20 protein-coding genes and 1 pseudogene are annotated in these 24,503 nt (G+C 66.4%); 12 read left to right on the forward strand and 9 right to left on the reverse strand.

What is annotated here, in order from left to right; all coding sequences use genetic code 11:
• Positions 1–136: 136 nt before the first annotated feature.
• Entirely contained in the window at positions 137–832 is a 696-nt protein-coding gene (locus QX121_RS25065; protein ID WP_315773780.1) for a hypothetical protein, read from the reverse strand.
• A gap of 319 nt (positions 833–1,151) precedes the next feature.
• On the opposite strand from QX121_RS25065, the gene QX121_RS25070 reads away from it, so the two are divergent.
• Together QX121_RS25070 and QX121_RS25075 are read left to right on the forward strand one after the other, a co-directional pair.
• A complete protein-coding gene (locus QX121_RS25070; RefSeq protein ID WP_315773779.1) occupies positions 1,152–1,493 on the forward strand; it encodes a hypothetical protein in 342 nt (113 codons plus the stop codon).
• Positions 1,494–1,551: 58 nt separating this feature from the next.
• Positions 1,552–1,884 (forward strand): hypothetical protein, encoded by a 333-nt coding sequence (locus QX121_RS25075; protein ID WP_315778403.1) that lies wholly within the window; start codon positions 1,552–1,554, stop codon positions 1,882–1,884.
• Positions 1,885–2,117: 233 nt separating this feature from the next.
• Here QX121_RS25075 and QX121_RS25080 read toward each other — a convergent pair whose 3' ends face one another.
• Positions 2,118–4,193, reverse strand: a complete 2,076-nt coding sequence (locus QX121_RS25080) for a HAMP domain-containing methyl-accepting chemotaxis protein (RefSeq protein ID WP_315813304.1) — start codon at positions 4,191–4,193, stop codon at positions 2,118–2,120.
• 168 nt (positions 4,194–4,361) lie between these two features.
• Positions 4,362–5,090 carry an SDR family oxidoreductase gene (locus tag QX121_RS25085; RefSeq protein ID WP_315813305.1) on the reverse strand — a complete coding sequence of 243 codons (729 nt, stop codon included), beginning with the start codon at positions 5,088–5,090 and terminating at the stop codon, positions 4,362–4,364.
• Between the two features lie 117 nt (positions 5,091–5,207).
• On the opposite strand from QX121_RS25085, the pseudogene QX121_RS25090 reads away from it, so the two are divergent.
• Positions 5,208–6,493 (forward strand): annotated as a pseudogene (locus QX121_RS25090) (hypothetical protein).
• Positions 6,494–6,730: 237 nt separating this feature from the next.
• On the opposite strand, the gene QX121_RS25095 reads toward QX121_RS25090, so the two are convergent.
• The 4 genes from QX121_RS25095 to QX121_RS25110 all read right to left on the reverse strand — a co-directional run bounded on the left by QX121_RS25095 (position 6,731) and on the right by QX121_RS25110 (position 12,745).
• Positions 6,731–7,768 (reverse strand): magnesium and cobalt transport protein CorA, encoded by a 1,038-nt coding sequence (locus QX121_RS25095; RefSeq protein WP_315813306.1) that lies wholly within the window; start codon positions 7,766–7,768, stop codon positions 6,731–6,733.
• Positions 7,769–7,830: 62 nt separating this feature from the next.
• Positions 7,831–9,435 carry a hybrid sensor histidine kinase/response regulator gene (locus QX121_RS25100; RefSeq protein ID WP_315813307.1) on the reverse strand — a complete coding sequence of 535 codons (1,605 nt, stop codon included), beginning with the start codon at positions 9,433–9,435 and terminating at the stop codon, positions 7,831–7,833.
• Between the two features lie 318 nt (positions 9,436–9,753).
• A complete protein-coding gene (locus tag QX121_RS25105) occupies positions 9,754–11,193 on the reverse strand; it encodes a glutamine synthetase family protein (protein WP_315813308.1) in 1,440 nt (479 codons plus the stop codon).
• A 193-nt stretch (positions 11,194–11,386) separates the two neighbouring features.
• Entirely contained in the window at positions 11,387–12,745 is a 1,359-nt protein-coding gene (locus tag QX121_RS25110) for an aromatic ring-hydroxylating dioxygenase subunit alpha (RefSeq protein ID WP_315813309.1), read from the reverse strand.
• Positions 12,746–12,956: 211 nt separating this feature from the next.
• On the opposite strand from QX121_RS25110, the gene QX121_RS25115 reads away from it, so the two are divergent.
• From QX121_RS25115 to QX121_RS25130, 4 genes are all read left to right on the forward strand, one after another.
• Positions 12,957–13,757 carry an IclR family transcriptional regulator C-terminal domain-containing protein gene (locus QX121_RS25115; protein WP_315813310.1) on the forward strand — a complete coding sequence of 267 codons (801 nt, stop codon included), beginning with the start codon at positions 12,957–12,959 and terminating at the stop codon, positions 13,755–13,757.
• Positions 13,758–14,556: 799 nt separating this feature from the next.
• The gene (locus QX121_RS25120; RefSeq protein WP_315757568.1) at positions 14,557–15,258 is read left to right on the forward strand and encodes an alpha/beta hydrolase; all 702 of its coding nucleotides are present in this window, start codon (positions 14,557–14,559) and stop codon (positions 15,256–15,258) included.
• Between the two features lie 75 nt (positions 15,259–15,333).
• Positions 15,334–15,621 (forward strand): hypothetical protein, encoded by a 288-nt coding sequence (locus QX121_RS25125; protein WP_315735958.1) that lies wholly within the window; start codon positions 15,334–15,336, stop codon positions 15,619–15,621.
• Entirely contained in the window at positions 15,608–16,126 is a 519-nt protein-coding gene (locus QX121_RS25130; RefSeq protein ID WP_315784717.1) for a hypothetical protein, read from the forward strand. Before QX121_RS25125 ends, QX121_RS25130 begins: the two co-directional genes overlap by 14 nt.
• Before the next feature lie 18 nt (positions 16,127–16,144).
• On the opposite strand, the gene QX121_RS25135 is transcribed toward QX121_RS25130, so the two are convergent.
• Positions 16,145–16,744, reverse strand: a complete 600-nt coding sequence (locus tag QX121_RS25135) for a TetR/AcrR family transcriptional regulator (protein ID WP_315778412.1) — start codon at positions 16,742–16,744, stop codon at positions 16,145–16,147.
• Between the two features lie 196 nt (positions 16,745–16,940).
• On the opposite strand from QX121_RS25135, the gene QX121_RS25140 reads away from it, so the two are divergent.
• From QX121_RS25140 to QX121_RS25150, 3 genes are read left to right on the forward strand one after another with little or no spacing between them, the layout of a single operon-like run.
• Entirely contained in the window at positions 16,941–17,435 is a 495-nt protein-coding gene (locus QX121_RS25140; protein WP_315778413.1) for a (2Fe-2S)-binding protein, read from the forward strand.
• Positions 17,432–18,490 (forward strand): xanthine dehydrogenase family protein subunit M, encoded by a 1,059-nt coding sequence (locus QX121_RS25145; protein ID WP_315784720.1) that lies wholly within the window; start codon positions 17,432–17,434, stop codon positions 18,488–18,490. The genes QX121_RS25140 and QX121_RS25145 overlap by 4 nt, the downstream gene beginning before the upstream one ends.
• Positions 18,480–20,744 carry a xanthine dehydrogenase family protein molybdopterin-binding subunit gene (locus QX121_RS25150; RefSeq protein WP_315784723.1) on the forward strand — a complete coding sequence of 755 codons (2,265 nt, stop codon included), beginning with the start codon at positions 18,480–18,482 and terminating at the stop codon, positions 20,742–20,744. The genes QX121_RS25145 and QX121_RS25150 overlap by 11 nt, the downstream gene beginning before the upstream one ends.
• Positions 20,745–20,818: 74 nt before the next feature.
• Here QX121_RS25150 and QX121_RS25155 read toward each other — a convergent pair whose 3' ends face one another.
• Positions 20,819–22,807, reverse strand: a complete 1,989-nt coding sequence (locus QX121_RS25155) for a methyl-accepting chemotaxis protein (RefSeq protein ID WP_315813311.1) — start codon at positions 22,805–22,807, stop codon at positions 20,819–20,821.
• A 286-nt stretch (positions 22,808–23,093) separates the two neighbouring features.
• On the opposite strand from QX121_RS25155, the gene QX121_RS25160 reads away from it, so the two are divergent.
• Together QX121_RS25160 and QX121_RS25165 are read left to right on the forward strand one after the other, a co-directional pair.
• Positions 23,094–23,405, forward strand: a complete 312-nt coding sequence (locus tag QX121_RS25160) for a hypothetical protein (protein ID WP_315717894.1) — start codon at positions 23,094–23,096, stop codon at positions 23,403–23,405.
• A 220-nt stretch (positions 23,406–23,625) separates the two neighbouring features.
• Positions 23,626–24,360 carry a porin family protein gene (locus QX121_RS25165; RefSeq protein ID WP_315784731.1) on the forward strand — a complete coding sequence of 245 codons (735 nt, stop codon included), beginning with the start codon at positions 23,626–23,628 and terminating at the stop codon, positions 24,358–24,360.
• The last annotated feature ends 143 nt before the right edge of the window (positions 24,361–24,503 follow it).

Here is a 24,503-nt window from a genome sequence, read left to right on the forward strand (position 1 = left end):
AAACTAGCACGACGGGCAGTTTGGGCATGGCCGGCATGCGGGAGCTTTGTTGTTTGGTGCAGCGTCACCGTAATCCCGCTCGCCCGAGCTTGAGGTGGCCATGCTCCCGTAAACTCGACGCACATCAGCATGCCTCTCAAGCTGATCTGACCTTAAGGTCGCTATCGCGGTCGACGCCAACCTCAGGAGCTTGACAAGAGCTAGGCGCTGGCGGCGTCGGCGTTTCGCCTCCAGTTTCGAGCGAATCGTGCGCAGACGTTTCGGCTTCATCGGGAGCTGAATTATCAGTAGATGCCTCACCCTTGCTCGACGATGAGTTGGTTGCTCGAAAACGACGCAGCTCTTCTTCATCGGCGGCGGCAAGCATTCGTTCTCTTTCCTCTATTTCTTTGCGAGCATCAGCCAAGTCCTTCTTGGCAAGATCACCTCCGCCAATTATGCCGCCCAAAATGCCGAGCATAAGAAAACCGACGCCGATGGAGTTCACCGCATTGTCCGAGAGAGCAAATAGGTACTTTGAACCAAATGCTATTCCGGCGCCGATAATCCCGATCATCGGGGTCGTAATCATTATTGCGAAGGCGACATTACCAAAAGCAATATCGAAAGATCTTTTAAAGCCGACCCCTTTACTGAGATATGCTTCATTGATTTGCGCGTCGACGTGACGCTGTAACGGAAGAAAGTTCGCCTTTGCTTCCCGAGCTAGTTTCAGAAGTTCGAGATCACGCTTCAGGCGATCAACGGATCGCGGCATTAGCTTATAGGCCAACCCCACCACGGCTGAGGCGACGCCGGTCAAGACAGAGAAAGTTTGAAGGTCAAAGTTCATAATCCCCTCCTTTGCCCACAGGAATCCTGCGAGCATCTATCGGCCCACCGGGGGACGATGGACGGAATCAGCATGAATTGATCATCACTTGTTTCGTCCGATGGACATAGCCGAACAAAAAAATTTGGAAAACTTTTGAGACGATAGCGAGAGTTGTGGCGGCCGAAATTTCCCCCGGTGGGCTACCCTGTTCGCTTTAACTTTGGACGGGCCTACGTGAGCCCCAGCCGATTGGATCCGCTCTGCATAGGCATCATGTAGGCCGCCGCTCGTGCGGGAGGCGATCGCCAATCTGCAACAGCCCCGAGCGAGCGCTCATATGGGTACGCTCCAGCGAGCAGACCCACAAAAGCAAAAGAACCTCGGCGCGGCGCTGCCTAGGGCGGCGTCATTCATGACACGCCTCCTTGTCACAGCTCAGCCCGGTGGCGTTCGCACGCCGAAGCTCGTGCTCGGCTTCGTGGCCGAGCCAGAGAGGGAGATGACGCGGCTCGTCACCGAGACGCGCGTCTACTGTCCCGGCCGCACATCCTTCTTCATGCTCCCGCCGTACTGGCTCGTGATCCGGCCGGTGAGCGGCCTCATCCGCCGGCGTATGCTCGGCGCCATCAGGCGGATGACGGAAAGACGGAGGATGGATCGGGGCACAGCCGGGATTTGAGCCGACTTGTTGACTCCTATATTCCATCATGGAGCTTACCGACCGCAGGGAGCGAGAGATGGTGAGTCCGGAGCTGGCGGCACGATGGACGGCGGTCAGAGCCTCGCTCGGGCGGGCACAGACAGCGCTGCCAGCGCCTCCGCTCCGGCACGTGCAGGCCTGCGCCAAGCTGTACGAGGACTTCGCCGAATATCTCGAGCACAATGAGCTCGCGCTTGCGCTCGACGCACTCATGGAGCTCGGCCGCCTCACCACGCCGCCCGGCGGATTCTGGCGCGACCTGGAGCGCGCCGCCGAAATCATGAACCTCGACGATCGGATTCTGGCCTTGCGAGAGGCGTTCCGTGCGGCACCGATTTCGCAGGACGACGCGTCGTCCGGCGGTCCATAGCTCGATCACACCCGGGGAATCGCGACCCTGCACGTCGCTTGCGGGCTTCGCGGCCGCACAGCGGAGGGACATCGGGGCACGAGCCCCGATGCTGACATGCGCGGATTGTCTTCTGCAATGGCCCGCGGGCCCAATGGGCGGCGGGCTGATCGCGGAAGCCCGGCCGGCTAGCCAATCGACGCCTGTGCAGGTGATCGATCGGCCTCGACGGAGCCGCCGCAGCCTCTGATGGGTTACGCCGCCCGCACCGAATCGAGGAAGCGGCTGACCTCGTCGCGGAGGCGGCTGCTCTGGCCGGACAGCGACTTCGCGGCGGACAACACCTGCGACGAGGCCGAGCCGGTGTCGTCGGCGCCCTGCCGGACGCTGGCGATGTTGGCCGACACCTGCTGGGTGCCGTGAGCGGCCTGCTGGACGTTGCGCGAGATTTCGCGCGTCGCCGAGCTCTGCTCCTCGACGGCGGAGGCGATGGCGGAGGCGATCTCCGACATCCGGGCGATGGTTTCGCCGATCTCCTTGATCGAGCCGACCGACTCCTGGGTCGCCGCCTGGATGCCGCCGATCTGCTGGCCGATCTCGCCGGTCGCCTTGGCGGTCTGCTCGGCCAGCGCCTTCACCTCCGAGGCGACCACCGCGAAGCCGCGTCCGGCCTCGCCGGCGCGGGCGGCCTCGATGGTGGCGTTGAGCGCGAGCAGGTTGGTCTGGCCTGCGATCGCGTTGATCAGCTCGACGACGTCGCCGATCCGCGCCGCCGCCTTGGCGAGCTCCGCGACGTTGTCGTTGGTCTTGCGCGCCTGCGCCAGCGCCTCGTTGGCGATGCGCGCGGAGTCCTGCACCTGGCGGCTGATCTCGGTGACCGACGAGCTCATCTCCTCGGCGGCCGCGGCGACCGAATGCACGTTGGTCGAGGCTTCCTCGGAGGCCGATGCGACCACGGTGGCGAGCTCCAGCGAGCGACCCGCCGTCGTCGTCAGCGATGAGGCCGAGCGTTCCAGATCGGCCGACGCCGACGACACGACGCCGACGACCTCGCCGATCGCCATCTCGAACTCGCGGGTGAAGCGCTCGACGCGCTGGCCGCGCTCGATCTTGGCCTGCGCGTCGGCTGCGGCCGCCTGCTCGGCGCGCTTCTTCTCCAGCAGCGCCTCCTTGAACGTCTGCAGCGAGCCGGCCATCGCGGCGATCTCGTCGTCGCGATTGATCGTCGGAATCGTCACGTCGTCATTGCCGGCCGCCATCTGGCCGATCAGGCCGGTCAGGTTCACGATCGGGTTGATCACGCGGCGGCGCAGCAGCATGGTGACGAACACGAGAATGCCGGCGAGGGCAACGACCACCGCCGTCGCCAGCGCGAGCATCAGATAGGCTGCATCGCGCGCCGCGACGGCGCGGTCGCGCGCCTCGGCGATCGCGGCGTCGCGCACGACGAAGAACTTCTGCACGGCCGGGACGACCGCATCGGCCAGGGTGTCAGCGGTGAGTGCGTAGTTGAGGTCGCCGAGCCCGGCGGCGATGTCCTTGTCGACGATCGGAACGGCGCGTCCGAAATAGGCCTCCCGGGCGTCCTTGAAGGCCGTGAGCAGGCGCTCCGGATTGCCGAGCTGGTCGATGCCGGCCTCCAGGCGCTCGCGGTCGACCTCGGTGCGGCCCTGGGCGCGATCCATCGCCGCCTTCTCGGCCGGAGCCACGGCGCGGCGGGCGCTGAGCGCCGGCGACAGCGCGGCGGCACGACCGCCGGCGGTCACGCGCAGGTCTTGCGCCGTGCGGGCGACGTCGAGCAGCGTCGTCAGCGACGCGTCGGCATTGGCGATGCGGTTCTGCAGACGGTTCAGAATCGGCTCGATCGCAAGAGCCACCTGGGTGACCCCGGGGAGAAAGCTCTTGATCGCAGCCGGGTCGCGCGCGCTCAGCGGCGCGGTCAGCGTGGGGTCCACCTTGGCAAGGACCTCGGACAGCTTGGACGACGCCTGGTCCAGGCTGCGGGTGATCGCCTCGCTGTCGGACACGCTCGTCAACTGTGCGCGCGCTTTCGCGAAGGACGCCTCGGACGACTGCCTGATCTTGCGCACGCCTTCGAGCTGCGCGGGGGTTGCGGGACCTTCCTGGAAGATCGGCGTGATGTAGGGCGCGCGGTGACCCACGACATCCTGCGCGAACAGCAGCACCGCGCCGAACGCCTCGACGGTCTTGATCGCTTCGGCCTTGTCGCTGACCGCCTTCACCTGCTCGATCACGACTTGTGCAGCAGGGAGGACGGCCAAAGCCGTCACGGAAAGCATCGAAATTGCAAAAAGTCGGCCGATTTTCATCACTACCCCCGGATTACGCGGGCCCACGCTAGGTTCCTTATGATTAAGGTTGTGCTTAAATCGAATCCCGTATTTCAACGGGGGCTGGCCCCAGCGCATGTGCACCAGGCCATCTGAGCGGGGCTGCTGTTCGAGCCGCGAGCGGACCGAGCGCCCGGCCCGCCCCGCCTACAAATCAAAATTCGTCGGCAGCATCACGACGTCGCGGATGGTCATGCCGCGCGGACGGGTCAGCATGAACATGATCACCTCGGCGACCTCTGAGGGCTCCAGCAGGCTGCCGGACTCGCGCGCCTCCTTCAGCTTCTCGGCCGGCCAGTCCGCGATCAGGGCGGTCACCACCGGGCCCGGCGAGATCGCGCCGACGCGGATGCCGTGCTTGAACACCTGGCGGCGCACCGTCTGCACGAAGCAGTCGATCGCCCATTTCGACGACGCATAGACCGGCTCCCACGGCGTCGGGTAATGCGCCGCGAGCGAGCTGGTGACGATGATGTCGCCGGACCCGCGCGCGATCATGTGCGGGAGAACGTCGCGCACATTCTTCATCACGACGTTGACGTTGAGGTTCAGCATGCGGTCGATCGCGTCGGTCCTGGCGTCGACGAGATCGCCGCCGAGATAGCTGCCGGCATTGGCGTGGAGGATGTCGAGCCGGCCGGCCGCATCGAGGACGCGCGGCAGCAGGGTGGCGCAATCCGTGGGATCGAGCAGGTCGATGACCACGGGGATCACGGCGTCGCCGTGCCGCGCGCGCAGGCTCGCCAGCGCCGCGGCGTCGCGATCGATCATGACGACGCGCGCGCCGGCCGCCAGCATCGCCGCGCTGCTGGCCAGCCCGATGCCCGATGCCGCGCCGGTGACCGCCGCCACCTTGCCTTCCAGTTCCCTGCTCATCATCTTCTCCCTTGTCCGGCCAGACTACAGCAAATCGCGCAGCGCTGCCGTACCGCGTTTGGACCCATCGCAATTCCTGCGCGTTGCATCCCGGACGCATCACCCGTGAAGAGCCCGATGGAGACGATCGAAGCCTATCTCACCCGCAAGCATCAGGAGCTGCAGCTCCTGAACGGCTGCCTGCGGAGACCGCATGCGCTGCCGGCGCCGCGCGCCGTGATGGAGGTCATCCGGCGCAAGTTTCAGCTCACGGCCGCGCTGAAGGCGGAGCACGCGCTGGGCGACTGGACCGCGACGGAGACGGCCTGGGCGGATGCCGCCGATCATCGCGCCGGCCCGTTCGCCTTCAGCTACGACTATCAGCGCGCCGATCTCGACGTGCGTGGGCCGTCATTCTATGCGGTGGGCGAGAGCCGTCAGGACACCATCTACACCATCTCCGGCATGGCCGCGATCGCGGCGCTGCTGCTGGCGACGCGGCCCGTTCTCGGTACGGCGGACCTGCTGATGCTGCCGGGCTCCTATGGCGAGACGCAGGAGCTGGTCGCGGCGCATGCGCGGCATCTGCGCCCGGTGACGCTGACCCGCGACCTTGCCGCCGCGCTGGCGCAGCCCTCGCCGGCGCCGCGGCTGCTGCTGATCGATTCCAGCGCGACCGCGCCGCGCTTCGAAGCCGTGCTGAGTTGCGACCGCCCGGCGATCGATCTCCTGATCTTCGACACCACCTGCTTTGCCAATGGCTCCGGCCGCGTTCGCCGCGTGCTGGCCTGGGCGCGGCGCTGGGACGTGCAGGTCGTGATGGTGCGCAGCCACACCAAGCTCGACTCGCTCGGCGCCGAGTACGGCCGGCTTGGCTCGGTCGCTTTCAGCGATTGGACCAATGCCGGCTCTGCAAGCCGCGTTGCGCTTCAGACGCTGCCGGACGAGACGCGCAACGCCGTCAGGCTGCTCGGCGGCGCCGCGCTGCCGGCGCATTTCCCGCCTTATATCGGGATGCCCGCCTATCGCGAGCTGACCGCGCGCCGCGTCGCCGCCATCCTGCGCAACAGCCGGCGCGCGCGGCGCCAATTCGCAACGACGCTTCCCGAACTGACCGCGGAGCTCGACTTCGCGCACGGCCTCTACGTCACGCTGGCGGGCCGCGCGCCTCTGGACGAGGCCCCACCGCGCGGCAAGCCGCAACCGCCATGAGCGATGATCTCCGGCGCGCCGGGCTGCCGATCCGCCACGCCGGCAGCTTCGGCTTCGATTTCGCTGCGACGGAATGGTTTCACGACGCCACCACGGATCGCTACAGCGTGCGCGTCGCCGTGCCCGACCTGCCGACCGCGATCTGGGACGAACTGACGGACGCCATCGCCGCGTGGTGGTTCGCGCATCAGGGGCGATCCGCGGCGGCGTGACCGCTGCGCCATGGCACGCGCCTTGCCGCCTCAACGGCAAACCTATCATGCCGCAAGGGGGGTCCAATGAGCAGCTCGGATTTCGATGTCACACGCCGCCACGTCGTGCTCGGCGGTCTCGGCGCCACCGCACTCAGTGCGCTGGCATCGCTTTGGCGCAGGGATTCGGGGCAACGCCTCGCGCCGCTCGCAAGTGACCGGACCCGCTTCGGGAGGAGGGACCAACGGTCCGTCAACTCACAGCCACCCGCGCCGCCTGAACTGCCAATACAGCACGCTGCAGACAGTGGCGATGAAGCCGAGCACCGCGTAGTAGCCGTATTGCCATTTCAGCTCCGGCATGTGCTCGAAGTTCATGCCGTAGACGCCGGCGACCGCGGTCGGCACCGCAAGGATCGCGGCCCAGGCCGTGAGCCGACGGGCGATGTCGGTCTGCTGCGCCTGGCCGGCCATCATGCTGGCCTCGAACACGAAGGCGAGGATCTCGCGCAGGGAATCCGCATCCTCCTCGGCGCGCTTGGCGTGGTCGAGGACGTCGCGAAACAGCGGCGCCATCTCGGCATCGATCGCGACGTTGTCGACGTGCTCGAGCCGCTTGCAGACGTCGACCACCGGGCCGACGGCGCGGCGCAGCCGCAGCAGGTCGCGCCGCAGGCGATACAGAAGGTCGACCTCGTGACGCGCGAGCGGCCGCTGCAGCACGACCTCCTCCAGCGTCTCGACCTCCGCCATGATGCTCTCGGTCACCGGGCGGTAGTTGTCGACGATGAAATCGAGGATCGCATAGAGGATGTAGTCCTCGCCCTTGGCGAGCGAGCCCGGACAGCTCTCGCAGCGCTCGCGCACCGCGCCATAGGAGGTCGAGGCGCCGTGGCGCACCGAGACGACGAAGCCGGGGCCGACGAAGACGTGGGTCTCGCCGAACACGATGTGCTCCTTGACGAGCTGCGCGGTGCGGGCGACCACGAACAGCGCATCGCCGTAGCGTTCGACCTTGGGCTGCTGATGCGCCTTCGACGCATCCTCGATCGCGAGCTCGTGCAGTCCGAACTGCTCGGCCACGCGCTGCAGCAGCGCAGCATCAGGCTCATGCAGCCCGATCCACACCACATGGCCCGGCCGCCTGCTCCAGGCGCCGGCCTCCTCGATGGCGATGTCGGCGACGCGGCGGCCATCGGCATAGACGCTGGCCGCGACCACGCCGGGCTCGCGCGACGCGCCGCGCTTGGGCACGGCCGGCGCATCGGCTGGTGTCTGCATCGTGACGGGACGCATGGCTGAATCTCCGCTTTCCGGGCCGACTTTCGACGCGAGGACTCGCCGGGTCAAGCGTCGCATCAGGTCACGCCGGTCGGGCCGTCGAGCAACTGCCTGACGCGGCGGACCAGATCGGTGCGGCGGTACGGCTTGTTGATGATCTCGAACTCGCCGATGTTGGCATCGGCGCGCTCGACCGCAGCATCGGAATAGCCGGTGGTGAGCAGCACCTTCAATTTCGGCTGGCTCTTGCGCGCCTCACGCGCCAGCACGGTGCCGTTCATGCCGCCGGGCATCACGAGATCGGTGAACAGGAGATCGAAGCGGACCTCCGAATCCAGCAGCTCGAGCGCGGCATGCGCATTGGCGGCGACCTCGATGCGATAGCCGAAATCCTCCAGGATCGAGCGCGCGAGCTCGGCCACGTCCGGACGATCCTCGACGATCAGAATGCGCTCGCTGCCCGACCGCTCCATCGCCATCTGCGGCCGGATCGAGGGCGCGGCGATCGCCTGCTCGGTCGCCGGAAACAGCAGCTGCACGGTCGTGCCGAGCCCGACCTCGCTGTAGATATAGGTGCTGCCGCCGGACTGGCGGGTGAAGCCGTAGACCATCGCGAGGCCGAGCCCGGTGCCCTTACCCTCCTCCTTGGTGGTGAAGAACGGCTCGGCGACCCGCGCGAGAATATGGTGCGGAATGCCGACGCCGTCGTCGGACACCTTCAGCGCGACATAGCGCCCGCCCTTGGGCACGCCGAACTGCACGATGTCCTCCTCCGCGATCTCCTTGTTCTCGGTGCGGATGGTCAACGTGCCGCCGTGCGGCATCGCATCGCGCGCGTTGACGAACAGATTGAGCAGCGCGACCTCCGCCTGGGTCTGGTCGACGCGGCTGTTCCACAGGCCCGGCTGCGCCTTGACGACGATGCGCACGCTGTCGCCGAGCGTGTGGCGCGCCATCTGCACCATGGTCTCGATCATGTTGTTGAGGTTGATCGGCCGGCTGTCGAGCCGCTGCTTGCGCGAGAATGACAATAGCTGCTGCGTCAAGGTCGCGGCCCGGTTGGCGGCCGTGCGGATGTTCTCGACGGCGCGGCGGTGCCGCGGGGCCAGATCGGCGACGGCGCCCTGCAGGGTCTCGGTGTAGCCGATGATGACCTGCAGGATGTTGTTGAAGTCGTGCGCGATGCCGCCGGTGAGCTGGCCGATCGCCTCCATCTTCTGCGACTGCACCAGCGCGCTCTCGGCGTCGCGGCGGCGCGACACGTCGAGCTGCGAGCCGAAATAATAGACCAGCTCGCCGTCGCGGTTGTAGACCGGGCTGACGAACAGCGCATTCCAGAACGCAGCACCATTCTTGCGATAATTGAGTATCTCCACCGCGATGTCCTGGCGGTTGGCGATCGCCGTGCGGATCGCTGCAATGGTGTCGCGGTCGGTGTCCGGCCCCTGCAGGAAGCGGCAATTGGCGCCGACGATCTCGGAGATCTCGTAGCCCGTCATTTCCAGGAACGCCCGGTTGGCGAACAGAATGGGATTGTCGTTCTGGCGCGGATCGGTGACGATCATCGGCATCCGTGTGGTCTCGACGGCCGCGAAGAAGATGTCGTGGCGCTCCGACGACAGATCGGATGCATCGCCGCTGTCGACGACCGCGCGATCGCGCTGCGGCTTGTGTTCCAACATGCTTCCTTGCTCCGCCTTCTCTCTCCATGACATGCAGGGTCGCGCCGGCACCGGCGTGAGTTGCGCAACGCGCCCCTTCGATATGCCGAAGGATCGGATCGGGTTCCCGCAGGCATGCCTGCACGCGGGATGGCGGACACAGGGCTCACGAAAATGCGAGAGGCGGCGTGGGAACAAATCCGGCGGATATGGAAATACCCGCGCCGCATCATCGTCGGCGCATTGCGCGTCCGCCGACGGAGCGCGGCCTACATCACCGGGCAGAGCATCCGGGTCGACGGCGGGCTGACGCGCAGCGTGCGATGCGCTGCATCGTGGTCAGAACATCTCGAAATATTCGCGCTGCTCCCAGTCCGACACCTCGGCCTGGAAGCGCTCGAGCTCGGCGGTCTTGAGGAAGGTGTAGTAGTCGATGAAGGTCGAACCGAAGGCTTCGCGGAAAAACGCGTCCTGCTTCAGCGCATCGACCGCTTCGCCCAAGGATTTCGGCAGGAGATCTGCCTTTGTCTCGTAGGGAACGTCAGCGGACGAGCCGGGATCGAGCTTGCGATCGATGCCGTCGAGGCCGGCTGCGATCTGCGAGGCCATGTAGAGGTAGGGATTGGCGGCGGGCTCGCCGATGCGGTTCTCCAGGCGCGAGGCGCGATCGCCGGGGCCGCCGAGCACGCGGATCATGACGCCGCGGTTGTCGCGGCCCCAGATGGCGCGGTCCGGTGCCAGCGAATAGGCGCGGTAGCGCCGGTAGCCGTTGATCGTCGGCGTCGAAAACAGCGCGGAGGCGCGCGCATGCGCGAGCAGGCCCGCCATGTAGTGACGGCCGAGCGTGGACAGACCTTCGGCGTCCTCCGTCATGAACGCGTTGCTGCCGTCGCGCGCCACCAGCGACTGGTGCAGATGCCAGCCCGACGACATCACGTTGGGGATGCGCGGCCGGCACATGAAGGTGGCGTGATAGCCGTGGCGCTGCGCGATCTGCTTCACCGCGCTGCGGAACAGTACCATCGTATCTGCAGGCGCCAGCCCGATGCCCGGCTGCAGCACGAATTCGCACTGGCTCGGGCCATATTCGAGCTCGATCGAGCGCAACGGCAGGCCGAGCGCGACGAGGTTCGCCCTGATGATCTCGAGCGCCGGCTCCATCTGATCGAAGCGCTGCTCGGTCAGGTATTGATAGCCCTGGGTCAGCAGGCTGACCGTCGGCGGCACGCCGGGCTGGCCGGGCGAGCCGGCGTCACCGGGCGCGAGCCTGGGATCCTCGACCTTGAAGATGTGGCACTCGACCTCGAGGCCGGCCTTGAACTGATAGCCACGCTGATCGAGCGTCGCCAATGTCGACCGATAGAGATTGCGCGTGGCGAACGGCACCGGCGCGCCATTCGCGAAGTACAGATCACACAGCACCCAGCCGGTGCCGGGCGCCCAGGGCAGCACGTGAAAGGTGGTGGGATCGGCGACCATCAGTGCATCGCTGCCGCCCTGCATCTCGGCCATGCCGAAGCCGCCGCCGGCGGTGAACACCGGAAACACGGTGCGATGCGAGGTATCCTTGGCAAGCAGGGTCGTCGTGATCGAGCAGCCGTCCTCGAGCGAGGACAGCGCCGCATCGACGGTGAGCGTCTTGCCGCGCAGGATGCCGTGCTGGTCCGGGAACGAGAAGCGGATGGTGGTGAGGCCGTGCTCCTCGGCGAGGCGGCGCATGCGCGCTGCGGCCTCGGCCTGCTCGACGGTCCACAACTGATGCTTGTCGACGAAACTCAACGATGGCTCCTCGAATCGTAGGACGGGCAAAGGCGCGTTCGCGGCGCGGCCTCCGCTGTTGCGCCAGTGGACGCTGCGAACACGACGCGCCCACCGCCGCGACGGTGCACGTGGATGGTGGGTACGCCGTCGGACGGCACGCTGCGCCATTCCGCCGGCCTTGGCCACCGTACGGCAACTCGGAGCAAAGTAGCTACTCCGCCGCGCTCAGATGCGGGGCCAGCCGAATGATATCCGCCGGCACCGGCGGGGCCCAGGGGGCGTTGCGGCGGCGGCGGACGTCGACTTCCATCCAGTAGGTCTCCCAGCCGCGCGTCGGGCCGATGCCGTCCATCGTCGCCGGGCCCTGCACGCTGCGGGCCTCAGCGGCATCGAGGAACAGCATCGGCGACTCGCCGCCCGCGACCTTCTCGATCTGCTCGCGCAGCAGACGGCGATATTGGATGATGGCCTTGTCGGATTGCCCGAGATGCTCGCGGGTGCGGTCCTGGATCCGGCCCATCGACTCCACCGCCCACTGGTCGTGCACGTTGATGTCGTTGCCCATCCCGGTGTAGGTCGCGGTCGCCTGCTCCCGGGGATCGAAGCCGTAGTCGTTGCTCTTGTTCTTGCGCGAGCGATAGTCCGGCAGCTCATAGAGCTCGAGCCGCTGTGCCCGCATCTTCGCCCGGTCGACCGGCGCGCCGTAGCTGGTGAAGATCGCGTACCAGTAGCAGGTCTCGTCATCGACCGGCACGTGCCACTGCGTGATCGTCATCTCCGTGCTCATCGGAATCACGAAGGCATGCGGGAACAGCTGATTGGTGACGCGGACGTGGGTGCGCTCGGCATCGATCTCGCGCAGCGCGATGATGCGCAGGCCGTATTCGGTGCGCTCGACATTGATGATCGGACGATCATATTCGCGCAGCACCTTGGTCATCGGCAGCTCGCTGTCGGCGGAGGCGCCGCGGAACTGCTTGCCATAGGCGGTCGACGTATCCTCGTCCTCGAAGAAGCGGTGCAGGAACGAGGCATGCGCCGGGTCGATGCCGACCTCCAGCGCCTGCAGCCAGTTGCATTCGATCAGGCCCTTGAAGGCGAAGGTGTAGGCGTCGGGCGCGGTGAAGCAGTCGAGGTCCGGGAACGCCGGGGCTGCGCCATCGCCGAGCCAGGCCCAGAGGATGCCGCCCTTCTCGACCACGGGATAAGCGCGCTGCTTGACGTTCTTGCACAGCGGCGAGCCGGCCGGTTCGGCCGGCGTCTCCAGGCAATTGCCGTCGGCGTCGAACAGCCAGCCATGGAAGGCGCAACGCAACCCGCCGTTCTCCAGCCGTCCGAAGGCGAGATCTGCGCCGCGATGCGGGCAATCGCGATCAAGTAGTCCGTAGCGGCCCTGCGCATCCTTGAAGAGCACGAAGTCCTGACCGAGCAGCTTCACCGCGCGCACCGGCCGCTCGCCCGCGAGCTCATCGACCAGCGCGGCCGGCTGCCAGTACATCCTCATTAGTTTACCGGCGGGCGCGCCGAGTCCGACGCGCGTGATCAGGTCGTTTTGCTCCTGGCTCATCATGATGGCCGTCTCTCCTGTTCCGTCGCAAGTCGGGCGTTGAGCGTCACGCGATCATCTAATAATGTTCGCTAGACGAACACATGTTCGCCCAGATTAGATTCGCTTTAAGTGGGGAGAAGCGCAAGTGAAAAAGCTACAACCGAAGCCGAGGGGCAAACGGACTGCAGCTTCACTGCAGCCGAAAACAACAACAGCGGATCATGTCAGGCCGATGCCGAAACTGAAGCGCACTGATGAGGAGAAGAAGCAGGCTCGGGGCGACGGTCCCGAGTTCGTGGAAGCGCTCGATCGCGGCCTGCGGGTGATACAAGCCTTCAGCCGCGAGGGCCGCCCGATGACGCTGAGCAAGGCCGCGGAACTCACCGGCCTCGCCCGCGCCACGGTGCGACGGATTCTGCTGACCCTGAAGGCCTCCGGCTTCGTCCATGGCGACGACCGGCTGTTCTCGCTGACGCCGCGCGTGCTGCTGCTGGCCTCCAGCTATCTCGCCTCCAACCAGATCAACAGCGTGATGCAGCCGTTGATGGACAGCACGGCCGGCGAGGCGCGCGAGGTCTGCTCGCTCGCCGTCCTCGACGGCGAGACGGTCGTCTTCATCGCGCGCGCGACGTCGGCGCGGATGTTCTCGACCGGGCTCGAAATCGGCTATCGGCTGCCGGCGTTCTGCACGTCGGTCGGCCGCGTGTTGCTGAGCCGGATGCCGGACGATCAGTTGCGCCAGGCCGTCGAGCGCATGACGCTGACCGAGATGACGCCGCAGACGATCACCGACAAGGAAGCATTGCTCGCGTCGATCATCGCCGTCCGCGACGACGGTTACTCGCTCGTCGACGGTGAGGCGGAGCAGGGTTTCCGCTCGATTTCAGTGCCGATTCGCCGTTATGACGGCGGCATCATCGCCGCCGTCAACATCGGCGGCCACGTCGATCGCATCGGCGTCGACGAGATGAAGGAGCGCTTCCTGCCGCTGCTGAAGAAGCTCGCAGCCACGGCGCAGCCACTGCTCGTCTGATTGTCGGGGAGAGGCCTCGGCCGCTGGCGCGCTGGCTCTCGCTCGCGCATCAGGTCACGCCACCGCAACCTTCGCATCGAACTCGCGGCCACGAGCGCCGCTGCTCCATCCGGCAGCGACATCGCCGAGAGGCATCGTCGCGCCGCTGATCGAGCACGTCGTCCCGCCCCTCGCTGCATCGCGGATCGGCGCACTCGCCGTTCTCGTGAGAGTCGGACTTCGCGCGACAATCGTTCCGATGTCATCACCGACAGCGCGGTGCTACCAACTTATCGCCGCAGCAGCACGAGAGAGCCGGCCATCGCCGGCCACGTGAAGTTACCGGCTGCCCGAACTAATCGTTGTAGTCGCAAGCCTTCCGACGCCTGGCCCCACGCCCATTACGTGATATTATCGTGACGCCCGACCCTGTTTGCCACGATTGACGATCCATCCAGGTATCATCGCGCTGCATGCAATGGTGGCATGATCCGGAGCGGAAGTAGTTCGACCTCCGCCTCGCGCGCGAATTGCGGACGACGCCACCAGATTGCCGCGAATGGCGCCGCAATCACGAAAGCCAAAGGCGCCGCGGCCCAAGCAGCATCGCGTGCGACCCGATCACTGCGTCCGTCCGGCCATACGCCGTCGCGAAGAGGCGCAGGAGGAGCCAGGGCAAGGCTGAGGACGAGGTCGTCGCCCCGGGGCGGCGGGCGCGAAGCGGGGCACATCGTTGGACATCGGCCGCCTCACGCGCGTAAATGGCATGCCGGGTGGAAAACACCCGGACCAGGTGAACGCCGTTTCCGGGGGAAGACCCATGACTGATGCGCTGCCGCTCGTGCTGGTGCCTGGACTGATCTCGTCGCCCCGCATCTATGCGCCTGTCATCCCCGCGCTGTGGCGGCTCGGGCCGGTGATGGTGGCCAACCACGTCCGCGATGACAGCATGGCCGCGATCGCGCGCCGCATCCTGGCCGAGGCGCCGCCGCGCTTCGCGCTCGCGGGACATTCGATGGGCGGCTACATCGCTTTCGAGATCATGCGCCAGGCGCCGGAGCGCGTGGGCCGGCTGGCGCTGATCAACACCCAGGCGAGGCCCGACACGCCGGAGGCGAGCGCGCGCCGCCGCACCATGATCACCCGCGCCAAGGAGGGCGACTATCACGGCGTGGTCGACGAGCTGTTCTCAGGCTTCGTCCATCCGTCGCGCCAGGACGATCCGCGGCTGCGCCAGCTGGTGCACGACATGGCCGAGGAGGTCGGCGTCATCGGCTTCATCCGGCAGCTGACGGCCATCATGTCGCGCCCGGACTCGCGGCCGACACTGACCGCGATCCGCTGCCCGACCCTGGTGCTCACCGGCGACACCGACAACACCATCCCGAACAGCCTGTCGAAGGAGATGGCCGACGGCATCGACGGCAGCTGGCTCGTCGTGCTGGAGAATTGCGGCCACCTGCCGCAGCCCGAGCAGCCGGAGGAGACCGCGCAGGCGCTGATGGAGTGGCTCAGGGGGTGAGATCGCCAATGAGCCATATGAGACTCCGCACGCTGGCCGGTGGCAACTCACCGGAATGCAGCGTATATTGCGACAATGCTGGATAACGCCAAAATCGCCAAGATCGCCCGCGAGGTCGCCACTGCGAATCTGAGCAGCTCCGCCGCGGTAACAGACGTCACGACGGCGTCCTATGCGGACTCCGAAGGCCGTGACGCGCTGCGGATCACCATCGTATTGAGCCCCATCCAAGGGACCAACATCGAGGGAGAAGCAGTACTGGATACGCTGGTCCAGATCCAAGAGCAGCTCCAGGCCGCAGGCGAGGACCGCTTTCCGCTGATCGAATACGAGGCGGAGAACGAGGCCGTTGGCGATACTTAATCCGGAGCATCTGTTTCAGCAGGCTGAGCAGTTGATCGTTCCGCCTGCGGCGGGGCCACCACGGCAGGTGAACATCCGTCGCGCAATTTCGGCTGCGTACTATGGATTGTTTCATGCAACGCTCATCGCCGCTGCAGATCAATTCGTTGGCAAGACGAAACAAGGGACACCTTCATACGCCCTCGTCTATAGAGCCGTGGATCATCGAGACCTCCGATTGCTATGCGAGGAGATCAAAAAGTCGAAGCTCTCCGCCAAATATCTCCCGTTTGCGCCCTCTGGAGGCTTTGGAGCAAGCCTTCAAGCGTTCGCATTCGCTGTCCTGGAGCTGCAAGAGAAGCGCCATGAAGCCGACTATAATCCGATGATCCGCGTCAAAACCCTGGATGCGCAGCTCGCCATCAGAATGGCGAGAGCTGCATTGGCGAGCTTCGAAGCCGCTCGCGTCCAAAACCAGGAAACTTTCCTGACATTGTTGACGTTGTTGCTATTCCCGCCCCGCTAAGCCAGGACGGAAAGCCAACTACGCTTCGCTGACTCTTCCCTTCCCCACCCGCAACCCATCCACGAACACATCCAACAGCCGCAGCACGCTCTGCTGCCAGCCGGTCTGGTCGTGCATGTAGCACATGCCGATCAGCGCACGCAGGACGTCGTCGGCGCTGATGTCGCTGCGAATCTCGCCGGCCTGGACGGCCCGCGACAGCAGCGCGCCGATCGAGCGGGTGAGATGGCCGTGCGAATAGGCGGCGAGCTCGGAGTTCGCGTTCATGACGATCGCCAGTGCGGCCATCATGCCCTTCTTGGTGGCGACGAACTGCACCGTCGAGCGCAGCCAGCGCCGCAGCGCCTCGACCGGCGACGGCTCGCTCTTCAGCGCCTCGGCGAGCTCCGAGAGCTGCTCGACCTCGCGCCGGTACACCGCCTCGAACAGGTCCTCGCGGGTGGGGAAGTGACGATACAGCGTGCCGATGCCGACGCCGGCCTGGCGCGCCACCGCTTCCAGGCTGGCTTCGGCGCCGCCGGCGCTGAACACCGCCTTGGCGGCCTCCAGCACGCGCTCGCGATTTCGCTGCGCATCGGCGCGCGGCTTGCGCGGCCGCTCTTGTGGTTTCGTCTGCATCTCACCAGCTCTTGATGACGGACCGTTCATGTCCCCTTGCTAAACGGAGGAACCCTCCGTATAAATAGACCTGCCACCCGGGACAGCCAACCTTCCTGAGCTGTCGTCCCGCGGTCGCTGGATCTGGACGGACCACCGCTCGTAAGGCGGTGCCCGCTGCGATCCGATTAGGCCATCGCTTCGATCGGAACAACGCATGAATTGGACTGTCAGACTCACCGTCAACGGTGAGCCGCGAACGCTTGCGCTCGACGACCCCAGGGTCACCCTGCTCGACCTGCTGCGCGAGCGCCTCCACCTCACCGGCACCAAGAAGGGCTGCGACCGCGGCCAGTGCGGCGCCTGCACCGTCCTGGTCGACGGCCGCCGCATCGACTCCTGCCTGACGCTGGCCGTCAGCCTCGACGGCGCCGCGATCACCACCATCGAAGGACTTGCTCAAGGCGACCAGCTGCACCCGGTGCAGGCGGCGTTCATCGATCATGACGCCCTGCAATGTGGCTTCTGCACGCCGGGCCAGATCATGAGCGCGGTCGGGCTCATCAACGAAGGCCAGGCGGGCTCCGATCCCGAGCGCGTGCGCGAAGGCATGAGCGGCAATCTATGCCGCTGCAGCGCCTATGTCGGTATCGTCGAGGCGGTGCTCGACGCGCAGGCGACGCTCTCTGATACGAAGGAGCGCGCGGCATGAACCGGTTCGACTATGTGAAGCCGTCGAGCGTCGCCGAAGCGATTGCCGCCGCCGGCGCACCCGGCGCCGCCTATCTCGCTTCGGGCACCAACCTGCTCGATCTGATGAAGGGCAATGTCGTCCGGCCGGCGCGGCTGGTCGACATCTCGCATCTCGCCGAGCTCACGCGCATCGAGACGCTCGGCAATGGCGATGTCAGGATCGGCGCGCTGGTGCGCAATGCCGATCTCGCGCATGATTCAGGCTTCGCGCGCGACTTTCCGGCAGTGGCGGAAGCGCTGCTGTCCGGCGCGTCGGCGCAATTGCGCAATGCGGCCACCGTCGGCGGCAATCTGCTGCAGCGGACGCGGTGCGCCTATTTCTACGACCCGGCGTCGGCGTGCAACAAGCGCACGCCCGGCGCCGGCTGCGACGCCCGCGGCGGCGACAACCATCAGCACGCCGTGCTGGGCTGGAGCGAGGCCTGCATCGCCACCAATCCCTCCGACTTCTGCGTATCGCTCGCCGCCCTCGATGCCGTGGTTGAGATCGAAGGCAAAGCGGGCCGGCGCGAGGTCGCGCTGGAGGCGCTGCATCTGTTGCCCGGCAGCACGCCGGAGAAGGAGACCGTGCTCGCGTCGGGCGACATGATCGTCGCGATCCGGCTGCCGGCGGCTGCACGCGCCTTCGCCAGGCATGCGCGTTATCTGAAGGTCCGCGAGCGCAATTCCTACGCGTTCGCGATCGTCTCGGCGGCAGCCGGTCTCGTGATCGAGAACGGCAGCATCAAGCAGGCGCGCCTGGCGCTCGGCGGCGTCGCTGCCAAGCCATGGCGTGCCCACCAGGCCGAAGCACTGCTCGCAGGGCAGCCCGCGGATGCGCGCCTGTTCGAACGCGCCGCCGAGGCGGCGCTGCACGACGCAAAGCCCTCCGGCGACAACGCCTACAAGATCCCGCTCGCGCGCAGCCTGATCGTGCGCGCGCTGCAAGCCGCGAGCCAAGGCACGCCGTCGCGCATGCCGGCGCTGCCGGCCTCTCCCTTCTCCTCCGTTCCAGGAGTGCTTCATGACGCCTGAGCTCAATCTCTCCCGCGATCCCGCCCATATCAGACACGGCTCCAACATCGGCCAGTCGCTGTCGCGCGTCGATGGCCGCGCCAAGGTCACCGGCACGGCACGCTACGCCGCCGACAACAATCCGCCCGGCCTGCTCTATGCCGTGCTCGCCGTCTCCAGCATCGCGCGCGGCCGCGTCGTCTCGCTCGACGTCGAAGCCGCCAAGGCTCATCCCGGCGTGGTCGAGGTGATGACCTCCGCCAACCGGCCGCCGCTGCACGCCGATCCCGACGGCAAGCCTAATCCGTTCGCGTTCCGGTTCGAGGCGCTGCAGAACGATCGCGTGCGCTACGCCAACCAGCCGATCGCGCTCGTCGTCGCCGAGAGCCTGGAAGCAGCGACCGAAGGCGCCGCTCTGCTGTCCCCGCGCTACGAAGTCGAGCCGGCCCGCATCGGGCTCGACGCCAGCGACGCCTACGTGCCGCCTGTGGTCGGCATGGGATTTCCTGCCGAGAGCTACCATGGCGATGTCGAGGCCGCGCTGGCGGGCAGCGACAGGCAGATCACCGCGACCTATGAGACCCCGGCGCACTATCACAACGCGATGGAGCCGCATGCGATCGTCGCCGAATGGCAGGGCGATCGCCTCGTCATCGACACGCCGACCCAGGGCCTCGTGATGATGCGCGGGCGCCTCGCCGAGCTGTTCGGCATCGCGCCGGAGAGCATCCTGATCCGCAGCCCCTATCTCGGCGGCGGCTTCGGCGGCAAGGGTCTCATCGCGGGACCGCAGATCCTCGGCATCCTCGCCGCGAAGCTGACCGGACGTCCGGTGAAGCTCGTGGTGCGCCGCGAGCAGCTCTACGGTCCGTTCGGCCATCGCTCGCCGACCCGGCAGACGTTGCAGCTCGGCGCAAGCGGCGCGGGACAATTGTCGGCGATCCATCATCACGCGCGGATTGCGACCTCGAGCTTCGAGGATTTCTACGAGGCGGCGGCGCATGTCACGCACACGCTGTATACCGCGCCGGCGATCGCGACCACCTATGACGCGGTGCGCATGGACACCGGCACGCCGCTGTTCGTGCGCGCGCCCGGCATCGCGCCGGGCTCGATCGCGCTGGAAAGCGCGGTCGACGAGATGGCCGAGGCCTGCGGCCTCGATCCGCTCGCCTTCCGGGTCAAGAACTACGCCGAGGTCGAGCCGGCCACCGGCAAGCCGTTCTCGTCCAAGGCGCTGCGCGAGTGCTACACGCAAGGTGCGGAGCGTTTCGGCTGGTGGGAGCGGCCGCTGAAGCCGCGCACGATGCGCGACAAGGACGGCTTCCTGGTCGGCTGGGGCATGGGCACGGCGACGTTCCATGCGCTGATGTTCGCAGGCCAGGCGCGCGCGGTGATCCGGCGCGATGGCAGCGGCGTGGTGGAGAGCGGCGCGCACGACATGGGCCAGGGCGCGTGGACCGCGTTCGCACAGATCGCCGCGGATTCTCTCGCGCTCGATCTCGACCAGGTCACGTTCAAGGCCGGAACGTCGGATCTGCCGGATGCCGGCATCGCCGGCGGCTCGGCCCACACGGCGACCGTGGGCACCGCGATCCACAATGCGGGAGCCGCGGTCATCGCGAAGCTTGCCGGGCTTGCGACGGCGGATGAGCGCTCGCCACTGTTCGGCGCCGGCAATGCCGGCGTGATCGCTCGCAACGGGCGGCTGCTGCGGCGCGACGATGACAGCCGCGGCGAGAGCTATGCCGACATCCTGGCCCGCGCCGGTCTCGCCGAGATCGAGGGCTCCGGCTCAGGCGTGCCCGATCCCGCCGCCAACGAGCAGTACGCGATGAGCTCGCATGGCGCCGTCTTCGCCGAGGTCAAGGTCGATCCCGATCTCGGCCAGGTCAGGGTGACGCGGATGGTCGGCGCGTTTGCGGCCGGGAGGATCATCAATCCGAAGCTGGTGAACAGCCAGCTCATCGGCGGCATGATCTGGGGCATCTCGCTGGCGCTGCACGAGGAGGCCGTCACCGACCGGCGCAGCGGCCGCATCATGAACGCCAATCTCGGCGAGTATCATGTCCCGGTGAATGCCGACGTCCCGGCGATCGAGGCGTTCACGGTCGAGGAGCACGATCCGTTCGTCAACCCGCTCGGCATCAAGGGCGTCGGCGAGATCGGCATCACCGGCTCCGCCGGGGCGGTCGCCAACGCGGTGGCGCACGCGACCGGCATTCGGATCAGGCGCTTCCCAGTGCGGATCAGCGATCTGGTCTCGCGCCAATGACGATGGCGCGTTGAGGACCGGCACGAAGCCTCCGTTCTCTTGGCCGAGAGCGGAGGCAAGCGACGGCGCTCCGTCTACGCCGCCTGCCGTGCGAAGGTCCGCCTGAACCACGCCAGAAACGCCTCGCGATTCTGGCCGGGGTCGAACTCGACATGCAGCGCGTCCTTGTCACGGGCGCGGACCCGATATTGCACGCGGCCGTCGAAGCCGCTGAACTCCATGACGCCGCGATCGCCGATGCCCGGCTCGGGATCGAACCGGATCCAGGCGCCGCCCTCGGAAATATCCACCAGATCGGCCTTCACCACGCCCTTGCGATCGTCGACGACCTTGATCGACAGGCTCGACTTCAACCGCGGCGACTGACGGCGATCGGCTTCGGCGGTCGCCGTCCTGACGGCCTTCACCAGCGTGGCACGGAGCGAGGTCAGGCCCGTTGCCACGGAGCCGATGGCGTTGCGCACCTCGGCGGCCCGATCGTTGACCATGCCGGCGTCCCTGCCGACATTGCCGATCTTGGACGACACATCGCGCGCCGCGCTCGCCGACGACCGGACCGAGCGGCTGATCTCCTGGGTCGCCGCGTGCTGCTCCTCCATCGCCGCGGCGATCGAGGCTGCGACCTCGTCGATCTCGGAAATCTGGCTGCCGATGCCTTCGACGACGTCGACGGTCGCCTGCGTGGTGGTCTGCACCTCGCCGATCAGGCGCGAAATCTCCTCGGTCGATTTGGCGGTCTGATCCGACAGCGATTTGACCTCGGCCGCAACCACGGCAAAGCCGCGGCCGGCGTCGCCGGCGCGCGCCGCCTCGATGGTGGCATTGAGCGCCAAAAGGTTGGTCTGCTCGGCGATGCCGCCGATCAGGTTGGAGACCTCGGCGATCTTGTCCACGGCCGCGGACAAGGAGAGCATCGTGTTCTTCGCCTTCTCGCGCTCCGTCACCGCCGATTTGGTGATCGTGCTGGCGCGCGCCACCTGGCTCGAGATCTCGCGGATCGCCGAGCTCAGTTGCTCGGCTGCCGACGAGACCGTCTGGGCATTGGAGAGCGACTGCTCCGAGGCTGCGGCCACCGATTGCGCATCGGTCGACAGCTCCTCGGCCAGTTCCGAGAGGCCTGCGGCGACGGCCTCGACCTGGCGCGATGCGCCGGCCGCAGCTTCGACGGACGTCTCGGTCTCGCGCTCGATCACGTCGGCCATGTCGAGCATGGCGCGCTTCTTATGCTCCTCGGCGGCCAAACGGTCGCGCTCCTGCTTGTCGCGCAGGCTCGCATTCTCCAGCGCGTTGGTCTTGAAGATGCTCAGCGCGCCCGCCATCGCGCCGATCTCGTCGCCGCGTTCCGAATAGGAAATGTCGGCCGATAGATCGCCCTCGGCGATCCGCCGCATCAGGCCGGTCATGCGCGACAGCGGACGGACGACGCCGATCACCAGCCCGGACATGCCGGCGACGACCAGAGCCAGAACGATGCCGGACACGGTCCACACGACGATGGAGATGCTGCGATCCTGGGTCGCCGCCGTGGCCTCCATGTCCGCATTCAGCTTGTTCGCCTTGTCGACGAGCGTATCGATCACCGCGCGGTGGGCGGCGTAGGCTTCGGCCAGCCGGGCATAGGCGGCATCGGCCTTCGCCATGTCGCCGGAGCGCAGCGCCGGGATCAACTCGGCTTCCAGGGCCTGCCAGAATTTCTGGACCTCACCGTCCGATCGTTCGACCAGCAGCGACTTCAGATCAGGCTGCAGCGCCGAGCCGATCCAGAACGTCTTGCGATCCTCATAGTCCTTCTTCAGTTGCGCCAGCTTCTTGACATGCGTGTCGAGATCCTTCGGCGTCCGGAGTGCGAGGGTCGCCTCGAGATAGGCCTCGAGGACATATTCAGGCGGCGGCAGGATGTCCGCCACCAGATCATTGCCGAGCTTGATCTTGTCGTAGAGGGGCCCGCCGACCTTGAGCTCGCGCAGCGCATAGGCGCTGGTCAGCACGACCGCACCGAAGCCGAGTGCGAGCACAAGGCCAAAAGCCGCAATGAACGTGGAAATGGAGAGACGCATCTTCATGTCGGCGGCACATTTCGCTGGAGGGTGGACTGCACCCGCCGTCGCCCCGCCGGAGCCCTCTCCGCTCGCTTGCATGGAGCTGGTCCGTCCGGAACGACCGGCATCGAGTCGTCAATTTGATCAGCGTGCACAACCTTTTCTCAGGGAAGGTAAATTTCCGCCCCCGTAGAAATGCGGTCCGGCCCGACTCGATCGGGGGACGCAGGCGCTCCGCCCACTATGACCTGGCGCAAGGCGGCGGGAGGCAGATCTGCGAACATGCGCGCATCGCCGCTCAGGAGCTACCATGTCGAAACCCATCCCGGACAAGGCCGAGATCGCGCTCGAATATCCCGACAAGTTCTATGCCGGCACGTTCGAGCATTCCTCGCGGTTCGAAGCCCATCTCGAATCATCTGGCCTGGCATTGACCCTGGAGCGCCCCGGCCCCGAGGACGTCCGCAAGTCGATCCATATGCATCTGAACTTTGGACTGCTCGCCGCGATCCTTCACGAGCTCGCCGCCGGCATCGCTTCGATGCCCAAGGACGACATCGTTCATCGCGAGCAGCTGCGCGACGCAGTCGCGGCCCTGCATCGAGCTCTTAACGCGCCTTAACCGGTTGTGCCGCGGCGGCACAAAGGGGCCCGGCGTTAACTCCCGGTTCAGCCTTCGTTAGTGCATTGCTAACTACGCCAGAACCTTTGCCCGCAGAAGGTCGGGTTGGAGGCCAGTGTGCTGCGCGAGTGACAGCATTTTATTCGAAAGCAATCTATCTCCGATCCATCGACGGCGCGCGCTGCGCGAGCCTTGTTAGTTGAGTATCGGAGACCCCGCCATGAAGAAGATCCTGTTCGCAACCGTTGCAGTCGCCGCGCTGGCCTCGGCCCAGTCCGCTGTCGCCGCCGATCTCGGCGCCCGGACCTATCCCTACGCCACCAAGGCGCCGCCGGCCTATGCCGCTCCGATCTACAACTGGACCGGCTTCTATCTCGGCGCCCATCTCGGCGGCGCGTTCTCCAGCGACAACAACTTCTCCGGCCTCGCCACCGGCAACAACTCCAACGGCCGCTTCCTGGGCGGCGTGCAGGTCGGCGCCGACTGGCAGTTCGCACCGACCTGGGTGATCGGCGCCGAGGGCCAGTACAGCTGGCTGAGCGGCAGCGTCGGCGCCGCCTTCCCCGGCGGCCTCGTCTACACCAACAGCCAGCGCGGCCTCGGCTCGATCACCGGCCGCTTCGGCTACACCTGGGGTCCGGGCCTGCTCTACGTGAAGGGCGGCTACGCCTATTCCGACAACAACGAGAAGGTGACGTTCGCCGGCACGCCAGTCGGCTTCGCAACCAACGGCGACCACCGCAACGGCTGGACCGTCGGCGCCGGCCTCGAATACATGTTCGCGCCCAACTGGTCGGCCAAGGCCGAGTATCAGTACTACAATTTCGGCAGCGCCACCTTCACGGCGCCCGCCGCGCTGGTCCCGACCGGCAGCTTCACCACCGACGACCACACCTTCAAGGCTGGCGTGAACTACCGCTTCAACTGGGGCGCTCCGCTCGCGGCCCGCTACTGATCCGCAGGCGTCAAATAACAACAAACGACGGGAAGGCCGGCAGCGATGCCGGCCTTTTCTGTCATAGGTTATCGAAAGCGCGGCCCAACAATCCTTTCCGTCCTGTTAAATGCCGCACGGTGAAATGCGAAAATGCGAGAAAA

The sequence above is a fragment of the Bradyrhizobium sp. SZCCHNR2028 genome (genome assembly GCF_032380995.1).
In the GTDB taxonomy this organism is placed as follows: Bacteria; Pseudomonadota; Alphaproteobacteria; order Rhizobiales; family Xanthobacteraceae; genus Bradyrhizobium.

Excerpts from the sequence above, each read along its gene's own strand:
- QX121_RS25110 (WP_315813309.1), bottom strand. The coding sequence starts at position 12,745 with ATGATGAGCCAGGAGCAAAACGACCTGATCACGCGCGTCGGACTCGGC.
- QX121_RS25075 (WP_315778403.1), top strand. The coding sequence starts at position 1,552 with ATGGTGAGTCCGGAGCTGGCGGCACGATGGACGGCGGTCAGAGCCTCG.
- QX121_RS25165 (WP_315784731.1), top strand. The coding sequence starts at position 23,626 with ATGAAGAAGATCCTGTTCGCAACCGTTGCAGTCGCCGCGCTGGCCTCG.
- QX121_RS25140 (WP_315778413.1), top strand. The coding sequence starts at position 16,941 with ATGAATTGGACTGTCAGACTCACCGTCAACGGTGAGCCGCGAACGCTT.
- QX121_RS25070 (WP_315773779.1), top strand. The coding sequence starts at position 1,152 with ATGGGTACGCTCCAGCGAGCAGACCCACAAAAGCAAAAGAACCTCGGC.
- QX121_RS25155 (WP_315813311.1), bottom strand. The coding sequence starts at position 22,807 with ATGAAGATGCGTCTCTCCATTTCCACGTTCATTGCGGCTTTTGGCCTT.
- QX121_RS25150 (WP_315784723.1), top strand. The coding sequence starts at position 18,480 with ATGACGCCTGAGCTCAATCTCTCCCGCGATCCCGCCCATATCAGACAC.
- QX121_RS25085 (WP_315813305.1), bottom strand. The coding sequence starts at position 5,090 with ATGAGCAGGGAACTGGAAGGCAAGGTGGCGGCGGTCACCGGCGCGGCA.
- QX121_RS25160 (WP_315717894.1), top strand. The coding sequence starts at position 23,094 with ATGTCGAAACCCATCCCGGACAAGGCCGAGATCGCGCTCGAATATCCC.
- QX121_RS25145 (WP_315784720.1), top strand. The coding sequence starts at position 17,432 with ATGAACCGGTTCGACTATGTGAAGCCGTCGAGCGTCGCCGAAGCGATT.
- QX121_RS25125 (WP_315735958.1), top strand. The coding sequence starts at position 15,334 with ATGCTGGATAACGCCAAAATCGCCAAGATCGCCCGCGAGGTCGCCACT.
- QX121_RS25080 (WP_315813304.1), bottom strand. The coding sequence starts at position 4,193 with ATGAAAATCGGCCGACTTTTTGCAATTTCGATGCTTTCCGTGACGGCT.
- QX121_RS25100 (WP_315813307.1), bottom strand. The coding sequence starts at position 9,435 with ATGTTGGAACACAAGCCGCAGCGCGATCGCGCGGTCGTCGACAGCGGC.
- QX121_RS25135 (WP_315778412.1), bottom strand. The coding sequence starts at position 16,744 with ATGCAGACGAAACCACAAGAGCGGCCGCGCAAGCCGCGCGCCGATGCG.
- QX121_RS25095 (WP_315813306.1), bottom strand. The coding sequence starts at position 7,768 with ATGCGTCCCGTCACGATGCAGACACCAGCCGATGCGCCGGCCGTGCCC.
- QX121_RS25115 (WP_315813310.1), top strand. The coding sequence starts at position 12,957 with ATGCCGAAACTGAAGCGCACTGATGAGGAGAAGAAGCAGGCTCGGGGC.
- QX121_RS25120 (WP_315757568.1), top strand. The coding sequence starts at position 14,557 with ATGACTGATGCGCTGCCGCTCGTGCTGGTGCCTGGACTGATCTCGTCG.
- QX121_RS25065 (WP_315773780.1), bottom strand. The coding sequence starts at position 832 with ATGAACTTTGACCTTCAAACTTTCTCTGTCTTGACCGGCGTCGCCTCA.